This window comes from Stenotrophomonas sp. STEN147 (assembly GCF_056757995.1).
In genome coordinates this window covers 419,609-435,135 of record NZ_JBRRCG010000001.1, presented here as the reverse complement: position 1 = coordinate 435,135, position 15,527 = coordinate 419,609, and the positions used below count along the sequence as shown (strand labels likewise).

14 protein-coding genes are annotated in these 15,527 nt (G+C 66.6%); 4 read left to right on the top strand and 10 right to left on the bottom strand.

Annotated features, from left to right (window positions below; all coding sequences use genetic code 11):
• Positions 1-121: 121 nt before the first annotated feature.
• From guaA to ACVOKU_RS01930, 7 genes are all read right to left on the bottom strand, one after another.
• The gene (gene guaA / locus ACVOKU_RS01960) at positions 122-1,687 is read right to left on the bottom strand and encodes a glutamine-hydrolyzing GMP synthase (RefSeq protein ID WP_049483147.1); all 1,566 of its coding nucleotides are present in this window, start codon (positions 1,685-1,687) and stop codon (positions 122-124) included.
• A 105-nt stretch (positions 1,688-1,792) separates the two neighbouring features.
• Entirely contained in the window at positions 1,793-3,250 is a 1,458-nt protein-coding gene (gene guaB, locus ACVOKU_RS01955; protein WP_279942087.1) for an IMP dehydrogenase, read from the bottom strand.
• Positions 3,251-3,519: 269 nt separating this feature from the next.
• The gene (gene folD, locus ACVOKU_RS01950) at positions 3,520-4,398 is read right to left on the bottom strand and encodes a bifunctional methylenetetrahydrofolate dehydrogenase/methenyltetrahydrofolate cyclohydrolase FolD (protein ID WP_065181342.1); all 879 of its coding nucleotides are present in this window, start codon (positions 4,396-4,398) and stop codon (positions 3,520-3,522) included.
• A gap of 146 nt (positions 4,399-4,544) precedes the next feature.
• Positions 4,545-6,377, bottom strand: coding sequence for a monovalent cation:proton antiporter-2 (CPA2) family protein (locus ACVOKU_RS01945; RefSeq protein WP_111186653.1), 1,833 nt, complete (start codon positions 6,375-6,377; stop codon positions 4,545-4,547).
• A gap of 220 nt (positions 6,378-6,597) precedes the next feature.
• Positions 6,598-7,107, bottom strand: a complete 510-nt coding sequence (locus tag ACVOKU_RS01940; protein WP_481558907.1) for a pathogenicity-like protein — start codon at positions 7,105-7,107, stop codon at positions 6,598-6,600.
• Positions 7,108-7,111: 4 nt separating this feature from the next.
• Positions 7,112-8,032, bottom strand: coding sequence for an acyl-CoA thioesterase II (gene tesB, locus ACVOKU_RS01935; RefSeq protein WP_428993211.1), 921 nt, complete (start codon positions 8,030-8,032; stop codon positions 7,112-7,114).
• Between the two features lie 87 nt (positions 8,033-8,119).
• Positions 8,120-8,896 (bottom strand): enoyl-CoA hydratase/isomerase family protein, encoded by a 777-nt coding sequence (locus tag ACVOKU_RS01930; RefSeq protein ID WP_053516135.1) that lies wholly within the window; start codon positions 8,894-8,896, stop codon positions 8,120-8,122.
• Positions 8,897-8,930: 34 nt separating this feature from the next.
• Here ACVOKU_RS01930 and ACVOKU_RS01925 point away from each other — a divergent pair, with 34 nt between their 5' ends.
• Positions 8,931-9,371 carry a copper chaperone PCu(A)C gene (locus ACVOKU_RS01925; protein WP_481558906.1) on the top strand — a complete coding sequence of 147 codons (441 nt, stop codon included), beginning with the start codon at positions 8,931-8,933 and terminating at the stop codon, positions 9,369-9,371.
• A gap of 104 nt (positions 9,372-9,475) precedes the next feature.
• On the opposite strand, the gene ACVOKU_RS01920 is transcribed toward ACVOKU_RS01925, so the two are convergent.
• Together ACVOKU_RS01920 and uvrA are read right to left on the bottom strand one after the other, a co-directional pair.
• On the bottom strand, positions 9,476-9,883 hold the full coding sequence (locus ACVOKU_RS01920) for an acyl-CoA thioesterase (protein ID WP_125895430.1): 408 nt from the start codon (positions 9,881-9,883) through the stop codon (positions 9,476-9,478).
• Complete coding sequence (gene uvrA, locus ACVOKU_RS01915; protein WP_481558905.1) at positions 9,883-12,867, bottom strand: excinuclease ABC subunit UvrA; 2,985 nt, start codon at positions 12,865-12,867, stop codon at positions 9,883-9,885. Before uvrA ends, ACVOKU_RS01920 begins: the two co-directional genes overlap by 1 nt.
• Before the next feature lie 317 nt (positions 12,868-13,184).
• Between uvrA and rplU the strand changes: the two genes are divergently transcribed.
• From rplU to cgtA, 3 genes are all read left to right on the top strand, one after another.
• Positions 13,185-13,493, top strand: coding sequence for a 50S ribosomal protein L21 (rplU, locus tag ACVOKU_RS01910; RefSeq protein ID WP_006424709.1), 309 nt, complete (start codon positions 13,185-13,187; stop codon positions 13,491-13,493).
• An 18-nt stretch (positions 13,494-13,511) separates the two neighbouring features.
• Entirely contained in the window at positions 13,512-13,775 is a 264-nt protein-coding gene (gene rpmA / locus ACVOKU_RS01905) for a 50S ribosomal protein L27 (RefSeq protein ID WP_053516127.1), read from the top strand.
• Between the two features lie 178 nt (positions 13,776-13,953).
• Entirely contained in the window at positions 13,954-15,006 is a 1,053-nt protein-coding gene (cgtA, locus tag ACVOKU_RS01900; protein ID WP_065181115.1) for an Obg family GTPase CgtA, read from the top strand.
• A gap of 190 nt (positions 15,007-15,196) precedes the next feature.
• Here the strand turns inward: cgtA and rpsT are convergent, their stop codons facing one another.
• Positions 15,197-15,466: a 30S ribosomal protein S20 gene (gene rpsT / locus ACVOKU_RS01895; RefSeq protein WP_005408560.1), complete on the bottom strand. Its 270-nt coding sequence runs from the start codon at positions 15,464-15,466 to the stop codon at positions 15,197-15,199.
• Between the last annotated feature and the right edge of the window lie 61 nt (positions 15,467-15,527).

Here is a 15,527-nt window from a genome sequence, read left to right as displayed (position 1 = left end):
TTGGCATCGGCTGCCGGCCAGCGGCCGGCACTACCACATTCAATAGCACCCCCATTCCAATGTCTGCGGCGCTCTTCTCTCAAACAACAAGGGCGCCTCTCGGCGCCCTCGTTCTTTCAACTCACTCCCACTCAATAGTCGCCGGCGGCTTGCCCGAGATGTCATAAACCACCCGTGACACCCCCCGCAACTCATTGATGATCCGGTTGCTCACCGTCCCCAGGAACTCATACGGCAGATGCGCCCAATGCGCGGTCATGAAGTCGATCGTCTCCACGGCCCGCAGCGCAATCACCCACTCATAAGCCCGCGCATCGCCCACCACGCCCACCGACTTCACCGGCAGGAACACGGCAAACGCCTGGCTGGTCTTGTCGTACAAGTCGGCCTTGCGCAGCTCATCAATGAAGATGGCATCGGCCTTGGCCAGCAGTTCGGCGTATTCCGGCTTTACCTCGCCCAGAATGCGCACGCCCAGGCCCGGGCCCGGGAACGGATGGCGGTAGACCATGGTGCGCGGCAGGCCCAGTTCAACGCCCAGGCGGCGCACTTCGTCCTTGAACAGCTCGCGCAGCGGCTCCACCAGGCCCAGCTTCATGTGCTCCGGAAGGCCGCCCACGTTGTGGTGGCTCTTGATCACATGCGCCTTGCCGGTCTTGCTGCCGGCCGACTCGATCACGTCAGGGTAGATGGTGCCCTGCGCCAGCCACTTGGCGTTGCTCAGCTTGTTCGACTCTTCGTCGAAGATCTCAACGAACAGGTTGCCGATGATCTTGCGCTTGGCTTCCGGGTCGCTCACGCCTTCCAGCGCCTTGAAGTAACGGTCGGCGGCGTTCACGCGCACGACCTTCACGCCCATGTGCTCGGCGAACATCGCCATCACCTGGTCGCCTTCCTGCCAACGCAGCAGGCCGGTATCCACGAACACGCAGGTCAGCTTTTCGCCGATGGCCTTGTGCAGCAGCGCAGCCACCACGGACGAATCGACGCCGCCGGACAGGCCCAGGATCACTTCGTCATCGCCCACCTGTTCGCGCACGCGGGCGATCTGGTCGTCGATGATGTTGGCGGCGGTCCACAGGGTCTGGCAGCCGCACACGTCCACCACGAAGCGGCGCAGCAGCGTCTGGCCCTGCAGGGTGTGGGTCACTTCCGGGTGGAACTGCACGCCGTACCAGCGCTTTTCTTCGTTGGCCATGGCGGCCACCGGAATGCGGTCGGTGGTGGCGGTGATGGTGAAGCCCGGCGGCGCAACGGAGACGTGGTCGCCGTGGCTCATCCAGACATTCAGCTTCGGCTCGCCGCCGTGGTCGCTCAGGCCCTTGAACAATGCATCCGGGTTGATCACGTTCACTTCGGCGTGGCCGAACTCGCGCTGGTCAGCGGCTTCGGTGGCACCGCCCAGCTGGGCCGCCAGGGTCTGCATGCCGTAGCAGATGCCGAAGATCGGCAGGCCGCTGTCGAACACTTCCTGCGGCGCGGCCGGGGCGCCCGGCAGCGTGGTCGATTCCGGGCCACCGGACAGGATGATGCCCTTGGCGCCGAAGCCGGCGATCTCGGCCGGGTTGTGGTCCCACGCCCAGATTTCGCAGTAGACGCCCAGCTCGCGGATGCGGCGGGCAATCAGCTGCGTGTACTGCGCGCCGAAATCGAGAATCAGGATCTTGTCGTTATGGATGTTGGTCATGGCGCCCTGGCAATGCAGTAGGGAAAACGAAGTCGGAATTTGCGGCGGCAGATGGAGAAAGAGGAACGGGAATCAGCTTCCTCGTTCCTCTTTGCTCGGCCCGCGTCAGGCGCGGTAGTTCGGCGGCTCTTTGGTGATCGTCACGTCGTGGACGTGGCTCTCACGCTGGCCGGCGCCGCTGATCTTCACGAACTTGGGCTTGCTGCGCATGTCGTCGATGGTGGCGCAGCCCACGTAGCCCATGGTGGCGCGCAGGCCGCCCATCAGCTGGTGGATGATGCCGCCCACCGGGCCGCGGTACGGCACGCGGCCCTCGATGCCTTCCGGCACCAGCTTGTCGGCGGTGGCGGCGTCCTGGAAGTAGCGGTCCTTGGACCCCTTCTCCATGGCAGCCAGCGAGCCCATGCCGCGGTAGCTCTTGTACGAACGGCCCTGGTACAGCTCGGTCTCGCCCGGCGATTCCTCGGTACCGGCCAGCAGGCCGCCGACCATGATGGTCGAGGCACCGGCGGCCAGCGCCTTGCCGATGTCGCCCGAGTAGCGGATGCCACCGTCGGCGATCAGTGGGATGCGGTCCTGCAGCGCTTCGGCCACCAGGTCGATGGCGGTGACCTGCGGCACGCCGACGCCGGCGACGACGCGGGTGGTGCAGATCGAGCCCGGGCCGATGCCGACCTTCACCGCGTCCGCGCCGCTGTCCAGCAACGCCAGTGCGGCTTCGCCGGTGCAGATGTTGCCGCCGATGACCTGCACCTGCGGGAAGTTCTTCTTGACCCAGCTGACGCGGTCCAGCACGCCCTGCGAGTGGCCGTGCGCGGTATCGACCACGATCACGTCCACGCCGGCAGCGACCAGCGCTTCCACGCGGCGATCGGTATCGCCACCCACGCCGACAGCGGCGCCGACCAGCAGGCGGGTCGACAGATCCTTGGCGGCGTTCGGGAAGTCGGTGTTCTTCTGGATGTCCTTGACGGTGATCAGGCCACGCAGTTCGAACGAATCATTGACCACCAGCACCTTCTCGATGCGGTTGCGGTGCAGCAGCTGCAGCACTTCGTCGGACGCGGCGCCTTCCTTGACCGTGATCAGGCGATCCTTCTTGGTCATGATGTGGCGGACCGGATCGTCCAGCTCGGTCTCGAAGCGCATGTCGCGGTGGGTCACGATGCCGGCCAGCAGGCCGTCGCTGCCCACCACCGGTACGCCGGAGATGTTGTGTGCCTGGGTCAGGGCCAGCACGTCACGGATGGTGGTTTCCGGGCCGACGGTGATCGGGTCGCGGATGACACCGGCCTCGAACTTCTTCACCTTGGCCACTTCCGCGGCCTGCTGTTCCAGGCTGAGATTCTTGTGGATGATGCCCATGCCGCCGAGCTGGGCCATGGCGATGGCCAGGCGGGCTTCGGTGACGGTGTCCATCGCGGCGGACAGGATCGGAAGCTTGAGCTTCAGGTCTCGGGTCAACCGCGTTTCGAGGTTGACGTCCTTGGGCAGGATGGTCGAGTGGGCGGGGACGAGCGAGACGTCGTCGTAAGTGAGTGCTTCAGCCTGGATGCGCAGCATCGGCATACCCGAGATGTGGGGAAGCGCGACATTTTACCTTGTTTTCGCGCCGCGTGGCAGGGGGTGGATGCGACGCAGTGTCGCGCGGGCGGCGGTCCATTCAGGGGGCCGGCTACCGCTTCGGTGGGTGCCAACCTTGGTTGGCACAAACCGAGAGGCCTCCACCCCATCTGGAGTCCAGACGCCGGACGAATCGTGCCAACCAAGGTTGGCACCCACCACAGGCGGGCCGACGACGGTTGGCACCTACCAACAGCCGCTCGCTGCGATCAGCTCAGCGCTTCCGCCGCTTCCAGGGTGTTCTGCATCAACGTGGCCACGGTCATCGGGCCGACACCGCCCGGCACCGGGGTGATCCAGCTCGCCCGCTGCGCCGCCGCGTCGAAGCCGACGTCGCCCACCAGCCGACCATCGTCCAGACGGTTGATGCCAACGTCGATCACCACAGCGCCCGGCTTCACCCACTCGCCCGGCACGATGCCCGGGCGGCCCACCGCCACCACCAGGATGTCCGCGTTGCGCACGGCCTGTTCCAGCACGTCCTTCGGGGTGAACTTGTGGCAGCTGGTGACGGTGCAGCCGGCAATCAGCAGTTCCAGGCCCATCGGGCGGCCAACGTGGTTGCTGACACCGACGATGGTGGCGTTGCGGCCGCGCACCGGCTGGTCGGTGTGGCCCAGCAGCGTGGTGATGCCGCGCGGGGTGCACGGGCGCAGGCCGAACTCGCGCAGGGCCAGATGGCCGACGTTCTCCGGGTGGAAGCCATCGACGTCCTTGCGCGGGTCGATGCGCTGGATCAGCCGGCGTGCATCGGGGATGCCCGGCAGCGGCAGCTGGATCAGGATGCCGTTGATCTTGGGATCGGCATTGAGCTGGTCGATCAGGTCCAGCAGCTCGGCCTCGGTGGTGCCGGCCGGCAGGTCGTAATCGTGTGCTTCGATGCCGACCTTCTCGGCGGCACGGCGCTTGTTGCGCACGTACACGGTCGAGGCCGGGTCGCCGCCCACCAGCACCACGGCCAGCCCCGGACGGCTGCCACCAGCCGCGATGCGGGCGTCGACACGCACCTTCAGGCTGTCGAGCAGGTCTTCAGCGATGCGGCGGCCATCGAGGATGCGGGCAGGATGCGGGGCGGCGGAATCGTTCATCGAATGCGGGGGCGGCGGCGGTGGGGAGGCTATTGTCCCCGATTCAGGCCCCCTCGCCCACCGCCAATGCGGCCGCTGCGCTCGCCGGGCTTGGCCCGGCGCTACCTTGGAACGCTGACCCCGGGTGACGTTACGGGTCGCATCCCTCATTCTTCCTCTTCGGGCACGTCCTGCGGGTTCAAGGTCTTGCTTGCCCGCTTCGGCGCGGTGAACGGGGTCGGCGTCGGTACGCCCTGGCCGGAGTTGCCAAATACCATCTTGGCGCCGGCGTTCAGGCCGCCGCCGGCGATTTCCAGCTCGAAACGCTCGGCGTCGCGGCGACGGATCTGTTCGGCGATCTCGATCGCGTCGTCCTCGTCGGCGCCCAGCTCGACCAGTGCGGCCTGACCGAACAGCACGGCCGATTCAAAGGTCTCGCGGATCTGGAAATCGACGCCGGCATGGATCAGCCGCAGTGAATGCTCGCGGTCGAACGAGCGCACCATCAGTTTGGCCTGCGGGAATTCGTGCGCGACCAGCTCGACGATGCGGTCGGCGGCGTCGGCCTTGTCCACGCACACCGCGATCGCACGCGCGGTCGCCGCGCCGGAAGCATGCAGCACGTCCAGGCGGGTGCCATCGCCGTAGTAGATCTTGAAGCCGAACCGCGCCGCGCTCTGGATCATCTCCACATCGTTGTCGATGATGGTCACGTCCACGTCGCGCGCCAGCAGCGACTGGCTGGCCACCTGGCCGAAGCGGCCGAAGCCGATCAGCAGCACGCTGCCGGACAGGCCGTCGGCCTCGTCCACGCCCTCCAGGTTCACCGTCGGCTTCGGTGCCACGCGCTTGTAGACCAGCACCACCAGCGGGGTCAGCGCCATCGACAGCACCACCACGGCGGTGAAGTTGGCATTGATGTCCACGTCGATCACGCCAGCGGCCGCCGCCGCGGAGAACAGCACGAAGGCGAACTCACCACCCTGCGCCATCAGCACGCCACGGTCCAGCGCCTGCGCGTGGTCACTGCCCATCAGACGCGCAACGACGTAGATGCACAGCGCCTTGGCCGCCATCAGCGCCAGCACCAGGCCTGCGATCAGCTGCCAGTGCGAGGCCACCACGCCCAGGTCCAGCGCCATGCCGACGCTGAGGAAGAACAGGCCGAGCAGGATGCCGCGGAACGGTTCGATATCGGCTTCGATCTGGTGGCGGAAGGTCGATTCGCTCAGCAGCACGCCGGCCAGGAACGCGCCCATCGCCATCGACAGGCCGGACAGCTGCATCAGCAGTGCCGCGCCCAGCACCACCAGCAACGCGGCGGCGGTCATCACCTCGCGTGCCTTCGATTCGGCCAGCAGGCGGAACAGCGGGTTGAGCAGGAAGCGGCCGACCAGCACCAGACCGACGATGGCACCGACACCGATCGCCACCGACAGCCAGCGCGAGCCCTCGCCATCGGCGCTGCCCGCGCTGGGCGCCATCCACGCCACCAGGGCCAGCAGCGGCACGATCAGCAGGTCTTCGAACAGCAGGATGGAGACGATCTTCTGCCCGGACGGCAGCGCGATATCACCGCGCTCGGCCAGCAGCTGCATCACCACGGCGGTGGAGGTCAGCACGAAGCCGGTGGCACCGATGAAGGCCACCTGCCACGGGAAGCCGAACAACTTGGCGATGCTGGTCAGGACCAGCGCGCAGGTGACGATCTGCAGCGTGCCCAGCCCGAAGATTTCCTTGCGCAGGCTCCACAGGTGCGAGGGCCGCATCTCCAGGCCGATCACGAACAGGAACATCACCACACCGAGTTCGGCGGTATGCAGGATGGCCTGCGGATCGGAGAACCAGCCCAGCCCGAACGGTCCGATCGCCAGGCCGGCGGCGAAGTAGCCCAGTACCGACCCCAGGCCCAGCCGCCGGAACAAGGGCACCATCACCACCGCCGCGCCCAGCAGGGCAACCACCTTGACCAGCTCGCTGGTCGCTGCTTCTACCGCCATGCGGTGCTTTCCCCGGAATCCAGAATCGCTCACCACGATAGAGCAATGTGGATGACGGCAATAGCACGCATGTTGCGCCGGATTGTCTTGAAGGTGGAACGATGCCGGCAGCCACCCCTTAGATCATTCTGAAACGATCAACGGTGCCGGGCCATGCCCGGCGGATGTGCCTGCGCGCCCCGCTGCGCTCGCCGGGCCTGGCCCGGCGCTACCGGTGTCGTTACGTCGACGGATGGATGCGGACGCGGACTTCTTCCTCTTCCTGCGGCGCCTGCGGGGCCGGCTGCGTCTGCTGCGGCTGGGCCTGTGGGGCGGGGGCGGGGGCTGCGGGGGCCGGGCCACCGCGGTGACGCAGGCCGATCACCAGCGCCACGCCAGCGATCACCACCAGCAGTGCGATGCGGATCCGCCAGGCCCAGCTGCGCCCGCCGCTGCCGGCATCCGGCGTGTCGCGGAACGCGAACTCGGCCGTGGGATGGTCGCGGCGGGTGGTATCGAGCAGGCGTGCATCGCGCAGGATGTCGCGCGCACGCGGCTGGTCGTCGGCGCGCACGATCCAGACCGCTGGATAGCCCTGCGCATTGCCCAGGTCGGTATAGCTGAACTGGCCGCGCCGCCGGGTCTTGTACGAGCGACCATTGGTCACCTTCACTTCGATGCCATGGCTGCGCAGGAGCTCGGCCACGCCCTCGACGGTTTCCACACGCTGGCTGCTGAAGATCTGACGCATCGGCTCAGTCCTTGGCCGGCACGGCGGCCACAGCAGTCTGGTCGGGAACCACGCGGATCAGGCCCTCCTGTGCCGTGCTGGCCACCAGCACGCCATTGCGGGTGAAGAACTGGCCGCGGGCGAGGCCGCGCGAATCCTGCGCACTGGGGCTGTCCAGCGAATAGAGCAGCCAGTCGTCGGCGCGGAACGGGCGGTGGAACCAGATCGCGTGGTCGAGCGAGGCCATCTGCACGTGCGGATGGTAGTAGCTGATGCCGTGCGGGAAGGTCGCCGTGCCCAGCAGATGGAAGTCGGACGCGTAGGCCAGCAGCGCCTGGTGCAGCTCGGGGGCATCGCCGACCGGTTCGCTCAACCGCATCCAGACCTGGTGATAGGGCGGGCGCTTGGGCGGATTCAGTTCGTCGCGGGGATAGACGTGGCGGAACTCGAACGGGCCACCGCGCGAGAGCCAGCGCTGCACTTTGATCGGCAGCCGCTCCAGCACTTCGGCCGGCAACGGGCGGTTCGGCTCGATGTCTTCCGGTTGCGGCACTTCGGGCATCTTGTGCTGGTGCTCGGCACCGGTCTCCGCCTGCTGGAACGAGGCAGCACAGAAGAAGATCACCTTGCCATGCTGGATCGCGGTCACCCGGCGCACGGAGAAGCTGCCGCCATCGCGGGTGCGGTCCACGTCGTAGACGATCGGATGGTCGATGTTGCCGGCCCGCAGGAAATACGCGTGCAGCGAATGCACGTGGCGACCGTTGTCGACCGTGGCCTGGGCGGCGGCCAGCGCCTGGCCCAGCACCTGCCCGCCGAACACGTACTTGGTGCCGATGTCGCGGCTTTGTCCGCGGAACAGGTTGTCCTCCAGCCGCTCCAGGGTGAGCAGGTCGATCAGCTCGGAGACGACGGGTTCGGGCGTGTCGTTCAAGGGGGCGGCCACAACAATGAAGAGGCCTTGATTATACCGGTCCGGGGTCGGATCCCTTTCGCATTGCAGAAGGGGGCTGACCCCAGAGTGCGGAGACCGTTACTTGCCCAGCCGCGCCACCAGCGCCTGCAGGGCATTCTGTGCGTCCGGGGCGAACCAGGCCTCTACGAACCGGTCCAGCTGGATCAGGTCCGGGTGCAGCGCTTCGTGCAGGTCATTGCGGGCCACGGCGCGGGTCAGCAGCATCGGCTGCCGCGGCTGCCTGAGCAGGTTCTGCAGCCAGGCCACGGCCCGGGCGACCACCAGATCGCCCTCGGCCAGTTCGTCGACCAGGCCGATCTGCAGCGCCTGCTCGGCCGGCACCAGGGCGCCGGTGGTGAGCAGCACCCCCGCGCGGTGCACGCCGACGGTACGGCGCAGCAGGCGCTGGATGCCTTCCGGTGCGATCAGGCCGACCTGCACCTCGTTCAGTCCGATGGCATACGGGCGTGCCGGGTCGGCGCTGCGCGCCATCACCCGGTAATCGCAGCACAGGGCGAGCACGCAACCGCCGGCAGGGGCGTGGCCGGTGATCGCGGCAACCACCGGGATGCGGCTCTCGGCCAGCGTGCGTACCGCGCCGAAGAAGGCATTCCAGGTATCCAGCAGCTTGTGCTTGTCATCGCCGTGGGAGAGCAGGTGTGGCACGTCCATGCCGCCGGTGAACACGCGCTCGCTGCCGGACAGCACGATGCCGTGCGCATCGTCGGCCATGGCCTGCTCGACGGCGTGGATCAGCTGCCGGCACAGGTCGGTGTCCAGCGCATTGACCGGCGGCCGCGCCAGGCGCAGTTCGCGGATGGGACCATGGTTGATCACCTCGATGAGCGTCGTCATGCTGCGGTCTCGTTGCGAAGAAGGAACGTGGGCGATGATAACCAAACCATTCGTTGGCGTACTGTTGCTTCTGTGTGCGTTCGCAGCAGCGGCGGCGGAATCGCGCTGTGTGACGGTGGAGCAGGGCTGGGTGCGCCTGCCGCCGAACCCGGCCATGCCGATGACGGCGGGTTACGGGACGATCGTGAACCGCTGCGCAGCGCCGGTGACGGTGGTGGGCGCGGGCAGCCGGGCCTTCGGCGACGTGTCACTGCACGAGACCACCGTGGTCGACGGTGTCAGCCGGATGCGCGAAGTCGAACGGCTGCCGATTGCAGCCGGGGCGCGCACCGAGCTCAAGCCCGGTGGCCTGCACCTGATGCTGATGGAAGGCGAGGGTGCCTTGAAGGAAGGGCAGGTCGTGCCGCTGCAGTTGCAGCTGGAGGGCGGTGGCACCGCCAGCGCAACGTTGACGGTACGCAAGGCCGCTCCATGATGCAGCGTCCGTTCCGCCGCGCATCAGGGTCGGACCGGCGTCGGTAGCGCCGGGCCATGCCCGGCGGACCGGTGCCGACCAAGGTCGGCACCCACCAGGGCATTTCAGGTAGACGCGCTGCGGATCGCCTCCGGCAGCGGTGCGCTCTTGCCGGTCTGGGTATCCATCCAGACCACCACCACGTTGCCATCGGAGTACAGCTTCGACTCGTCCTGCTGGTCGACGATGCGATGACCGATGGTGACGCTGCTGTTGCCCAGGCGCTCGACGAACAGTTCGACCAGGATGTCGTTGGGCCACACGATCGGCAGCCGGTAGTTGACGTTGGTCGCGGCCACCACCGGCGCGATGCGGTCGGTCATCGACACGCCTTCCACGCCCAGCATCCAGCGCACGCGCGCTTCCTCCAGGTAGGAGATGTACTTGGCGTTGTTCACATGGCCCATGCTGTCCATGTCGCGCCAGCGCACGCTGATCGGAATGCGGGCCAGGATCTTGTGTTCGCTGCTCATCAGGCGTCCTTCTTCTTGGTCGTGCTCTTGCTGGCCTTGCCGGTGCTCTTGGCGGCCACGGCCTTCTTCACCACCTTCTCCGGCTTCACCTTGCGCGGCGGCCGGGCGTCGGGCTTGTTGGCCACGGCGGCCGGCTGCTCCGGGCGCGCACTGGTGGACGGCAGCATGCGTGCCAGGAACTGCCCGGTGTACGACTGCGGGCAGGCGGCCACGTCTTCCGGCGTGCCGGTGACCAGGATGGTGCCACCCCGGTGGCCGCCTTCCGGCCCCAGGTCGACGATCCAGTCGGCGGTCTTGATCACATCGAGGTTGTGCTCGATCACCACCACCGTGTTGCCTTCGTCGCGCAGCTTGTGCAGCACGCCCAGCAGCGCTTCGATGTCGTGGAAGTGCAGGCCGGTGGTCGGTTCATCGAGGATGTACAGGGTGCGGCCGGTATCGCGGCGCGACAGCTCCTTGGACAGCTTCACGCGCTGCGCTTCACCACCGGACAGCGTGGTCGCGCTCTGTCCCAGCTTGATGTAGCTCAGGCCGACATCCACCAGCGTTTCCAGCTTGCGCGCGATCGACGGCACGGGCTCGAACAGCTTCAGCGCATCTTCGACGGTCATTTCCAGCACGTCGTTGATGTTGAAGCCCTTGTACAGGATCTCCAGCGTTTCGCGGTTGTAGCGTTTGCCGTGGCAGACATCGCAGGGCACGTACACGTCCGGCAGGAAGTGCATCTCGACCTTGATCAGGCCATCCCCCTGGCACGCCTCGCAGCGTCCGCCGCGCACGTTGAAGCTGAAACGACCCGGTGAATAACCACGCGCACGCGCTTCGGGCACCTGTGCGAACAGCTCGCGCAGCGGGGTGAACAGGCCGGTGTAGGTGGCCGGGTTCGAGCGCGGAGTGCGGCCGATCGGCGACTGGTCGATGTCCACGACCTTGTCGAACAGGTCCAGGCCATCGATCTCCTTGTACGGGGCGACCGGGTGCGAGGAGCCGTTGATCTCGTTGGCGGCCAGCGAGAACAGGGTGTCATTGATCAGCGTCGACTTGCCCGAGCCGGACACGCCGGTCACGCAGGTCAGCAGGCCCGAGGGAATCGACAGGTCCACGCCCTTCAGGTTGTTGCCGCTGGCGCCGCGCAGATGCAGGGTCATCTTCGGGTTCGGCCGGTGCCGGCGCGCCGGAATCTCGATCGAGCGCTTGCCGGACAGGTACTGGCCCGTCAGCGAACGGGGTGCATCCAGGATGTCCTGCAGGGTGCCCTGGCCGACGATCTCGCCACCGTGCACACCCGCGCCCGGGCCGATGTCCAGCACGTAGTCGGCCAGTCGGATCGCATCTTCGTCATGCTCGACCACGATCACCGTGTTGCCGAGGTCGCGCAGGCGGGTGAGGGTGCCCAGCAGGCGCTCGTTGTCGCGCTGGTGCAGGCCGATCGACGGCTCGTCGAGCACGTACATCACGCCGACCAGGCCGGCACCGATCTGGCTGGCCAGGCGGATGCGCTGTGCCTCGCCACCGGAGAGGGTATCGGCCTTGCGCTCCAGAGTGAGGTAGTCCAGGCCCACGTCGACCAGGAAGCCCAGGCGTTCGCCGATCTCCTTGACGATCTTCGAGGCGATCTCGCCGCGCCAGCCCGGCAGGCTCAGTTCGCTGAAGAACTTCAGGGCTTCGTCGATCGGCAGCACCACCAGGTCCGGCAGCGGCCGGTCGGCCACGAACACGTTGCGCGCAGCCTTGTTCAGGCGGGCACCGTTGCACTCGGGGCAGGCGCGCTCGCTGATGTACTTGCCGAGCTCTTCCTGCACGGCCGCCGACTCGGTTTCCTTGTAGCGGCGTTCCAGGTTGGGAATGATGCCCTCGAAGCGGTGCTTGCGCTGGGTACGGCCGCCGGCTTCGGTGAAGTAGGTGAACGTGATCGCGTCCTCGCCGCTGCCATACAGCACGGCCTGCTGCACCTTGGCCGGCAGCGAGTTCCAGGCGGCATCGACGTCGAACTTGTAGTGCCGTGCCAGCGAGGCGATCAGCTGGAAATAGTATGCATTGCGACGGTCCCAGCCACGCACTGCGCCGGCGGCCAGGGACAGCTCGGGATGCACGACCACGCGCGAGGGGTCGAAGAATTCGGCCATGCCCAGGCCATCGCAACCGGGGCAGGCGCCCATCGGCGCGTTGAACGAGAACAGGCGCGGCTCCAGCTCCGGCAGCGAGTAATCGCAGACCGGGCAGGAGTATTTGGAGGAGAACAGGGTCGGCGTGCTGGCGGTGTTGTCCAGGCTCTGCACCGAGGCCATGCCGTCGCCGAGTTTCAGCGCGGTCTCGAAGCTCTCGGCCAGGCGCTGCTTGATGTCCTCGCGCGGGCGGAAGCGGTCGATCACTGCCTCGATGGTGTGCTTCTGGCGCAGCGCCAGCGGCGGCACCGCGTCGATCTCATGCAGCTCGCCATCCACGCGCACGCGCACGAAGCCCTGTGCGCGCAGCTGGTCGAATACCTGCGCGTGTTCGCCCTTGCGGTCGCGGATCACCGGAGCCAGCAGCATGTAGCGCTGTTCCGGGTCCAGCGTCAGCACCTGGTCGACCATCTGGCTGACCGTCTGCGCTTCCAGCGGATAGCCGTGGTCGGGGCAGCGCGGCGTGCCGACGCGGGCGTACAACAGGCGCAGGTAGTCGTAGATCTCGGTGATCGTGCCGACCGTCGAGCGGGGGTTGTGCGACGTCGACTTCTGCTCGATCGAGATCGCCGGAGACAGGCCCTCGATGTGGTCCAGGTCCGGCTTCTCCATCACGCTCAGGAACTGCCGGGCGTAGGCCGACAGCGACTCGACGTAGCGACGCTGGCCTTCGGCGTAGATCGTGTCGAAAGCCAGCGACGACTTGCCCGAGCCGGACAGGCCGGTGATCACGATCAGCTTGTCGCGGGGCAGGTCGAGGTCGAGGTTCTTCAGGTTGTGCGTCCGCGCGCCGCGGATGCGGATGAAATCCATCGCCATGGGGAATCCGGTTGTGGGGGCGTTGGCTGGGTGCCGGGCCAGCAGGGAACGGCAATCGGTCAGCCTACCGAGGTGACCAGATGGGGGCAATGGGCGACAATGCCAGCCCGGTGTCTCACCTTCTGAGACAGGCCGACAGGTGGGGGTCAGATCCCTTTCCACGTCGTGAAAAGGCTTCCGACCCCGTTCCGGCCGGGCCCCCCAGGCCGGAATGGGGTTGACTTGACCCGCGGCCGTTGATCTGCGTACAATTCCGCTCCTGTCCGCCCTCGATGGCGGCAGCTCAGACCACAATAACTACAGAGGAAGGCCTGGTCATGTACGCAGTACTGGTCACCGGCGGTAAGCAATACCGCGTGGCGCAGGGCGAAAAGCTCCGCGTTGAAAAGCTCGAAGTCGAAGTCGGCAGCGAGATCAAGTTCGACAACATCCTGATGCTGGGCGACAGCGATGGCGTGAAGCTGGGCGATGCGCTGAAGGGCGCCGCCGTCACCGCCAAGGTTCTGTCCCAGGGTCGTGCTGACAAGGTCCGGATCATCAAGTTCCGTCGCCGCAAGCACCACATGAAGCGCCAGGGTCACCGTCAGTACTACACCGAAATCGAGATCACCGGCATCGCCGGCTAAGCATCAGGAGAAGCAGTCATGGCACATAAAAAGGGCGTAGGCTCCTCGCGCAACGGTCGCGACTCCAACCCGAAGTACCTCGGCGTCAAGATCTTCGGCGGCCAGGCCATCGAAGCAGGCAACATCATCGTGCGTCAGCGCGGCACCCAGTTCCACCCGGGTTCCGGCGTCGGCCTGGGCCGTGACCACACCCTGTTCGCCCTCGTGGACGGCAAGGTGGAGTTCTCGGTCAAGGGTCCGAAGAAGCGTCGCACCGTCAGCATCGTCTCGGCCGAAGCCTGATCCAGGCATCCGCCGGCACCCGTGCCCCGGCATGGGAATGCTGCATGAAGAGCCCCGCTTCGGCGGGGCTTTTCGTTAGAGTAAAAGCAAGACCGGCTGCGCCGGGTTGCCCGCCATCGGCTGGCATTACATTCAAGGCGACGGCAGGCTGGCCGCGCCCATCGCAGGCATCGAAACAATGAAACTGGTAGACGAAGCAGAAATCGAAGTGTTCGCCGGCAACGGCGGCAACGGCTGCATTGGCTTCCGTCGCGAGAAGTTCATTCCGCTCGGCGGCCCGGACGGCGGCGACGGCGGTGCGGGCGGCAGCGTGTACATCCGCGCCGACGAAAACCTGAACACCCTGGTCGACTTCCGCCATGACCGCATCTTCAGGGCGCAGCGCGGCGAGAACGGCATGGGCCGGCAGGCCTATGGCAAGGGTGGCGAAGATCTGACCATCACCGTGCCGGTCGGCACCGTGGTCATCAACGTCGCCACCGATGAAATCATCGGCGACCTGACCCAGCACAACGACCGCCTGCTGGTGGCCAAGGGCGGCAGGGGCGGCCTGGGCAACATGCACTTCAAGAGCTCGACCAACCGTTCGCCGCGCCAGGCGCTGCCGGGCGAGCCGGGCGAAGAGCGCACGCTGAAGCTGGAACTGAAGCTGCTGGCCGACGTCGGCCTGCTGGGCTTCCCCAATGCCGGCAAGAGCACCCTGATCCGCGCTGTCTCGGCGGCGACGCCGAAGGTGGCCGACTACCCGTTCACCACGCTGTACCCGAATCTGGGCGTGGTGAAGGTCGAGAACTACCGCAGCTTCGTGATCGCCGACATTCCGGGCCTGATCGAGGGTGCGGCCGACGGTGCCGGCCTGGGGGCGCAGTTCCTGCGCCACCTGCAGCGCACCCGCCTGCTGCTGCACCTGGTGGACATCTCGCCGATGGAGGGGGGCGTGGAAGGCATCTCCCCGGTCGAGCAGGTGCGCGCGATCGAGCGCGAGCTGGAAAAGCACGATCCGGAGCTGCTGCAAAAGCCGCGCTGGCTGGTGCTGAACAAGGCTGACCTGATGTTCGAGGACGAGGCCAAGGCGGCGGCCGAGCAGATCGTGGCCGAGCTGGGCTGGAAGGAGCCCTGGTTCCTGGTTTCCGCCCTGGGGCGCGAAGGTACCTTCCCGATCATGAGCCGGATCATGGCCTTCTTCGATCGGCAGAAAGAAGAGGAGCTGGAGGCCCGCAACGCGCAGTAAGGGCGTTGTGGCTCCCGCGCGAAAAACCCGGCTTCGGCCGGGTTTTTTTGTTGGTTGCGATGCAGGCAGCAGCCGAGCATGGGCTCGGCTCTACGGAAAGCGGGCAGGGCCCGGAGTGCAGGCAACAAAAAACCCGGCCGGAGCCGGGTTTTTGCGTGTCGCCGGGACGGCAGCCCCGGCGGCAACCGGATCAGGCGGCCTTGAGGGCCTTGATGCGGTCGTTCAGGCGGCTCTTGTGGCGAGCAGCCTTGTTCTTGTGGATCAGGCCACGCGCGCTGAAGCGATCCAGGATCGGCTGGGCAACGGCGAAGGCGGCTTCGGCGCCGGCGGCATCGTTGGCGTCCAGCGCCTTGATCACTTTCTTGACAGCGGTGCGCAGCATCGAGCGCTGAGCCACGTTGCGCGCGTTGCGCACGACGGTCTGCTTGGCGCGCTTCTTGGCGGACTTGATATTGGCCACGGTGGTGGTTTCCTGAAAAAATCGGTGTTATGGGAACAGCAAGCTGGCTAGTATGATGGCG

Bases quoted from the DNA above. Each gene is read 5' to 3' on its own strand.
- guaB (WP_279942087.1), bottom strand. From the start codon at position 3,250: ATGCTGCGCATCCAGGCTGAAGCACTCACTTACGACGACGTCTCGCTC.
- cgtA (WP_065181115.1), top strand. From the start codon at position 13,954: ATGAAACTGGTAGACGAAGCAGAAATCGAAGTGTTCGCCGGCAACGGC.
- ACVOKU_RS01925 (WP_481558906.1), top strand. From the start codon at position 8,931: ATGATAACCAAACCATTCGTTGGCGTACTGTTGCTTCTGTGTGCGTTC.
- rpmA (WP_053516127.1), top strand. From the start codon at position 13,512: ATGGCACATAAAAAGGGCGTAGGCTCCTCGCGCAACGGTCGCGACTCC.
- ACVOKU_RS01930 (WP_053516135.1), bottom strand. From the start codon at position 8,896: ATGACGACGCTCATCGAGGTGATCAACCATGGTCCCATCCGCGAACTG.
- ACVOKU_RS01945 (WP_111186653.1), bottom strand. From the start codon at position 6,377: ATGGCGGTAGAAGCAGCGACCAGCGAGCTGGTCAAGGTGGTTGCCCTG.
- ACVOKU_RS01940 (WP_481558907.1), bottom strand. From the start codon at position 7,107: ATGCGTCAGATCTTCAGCAGCCAGCGTGTGGAAACCGTCGAGGGCGTG.
- folD (WP_065181342.1), bottom strand. From the start codon at position 4,398: ATGAACGATTCCGCCGCCCCGCATCCTGCCCGCATCCTCGATGGCCGC.
- uvrA (WP_481558905.1), bottom strand. From the start codon at position 12,867: ATGGCGATGGATTTCATCCGCATCCGCGGCGCGCGGACGCACAACCTG.
- rplU (WP_006424709.1), top strand. From the start codon at position 13,185: ATGTACGCAGTACTGGTCACCGGCGGTAAGCAATACCGCGTGGCGCAG.
- ACVOKU_RS01920 (WP_125895430.1), bottom strand. From the start codon at position 9,883: ATGAGCAGCGAACACAAGATCCTGGCCCGCATTCCGATCAGCGTGCGC.
- guaA (WP_049483147.1), bottom strand. From the start codon at position 1,687: ATGACCAACATCCATAACGACAAGATCCTGATTCTCGATTTCGGCGCG.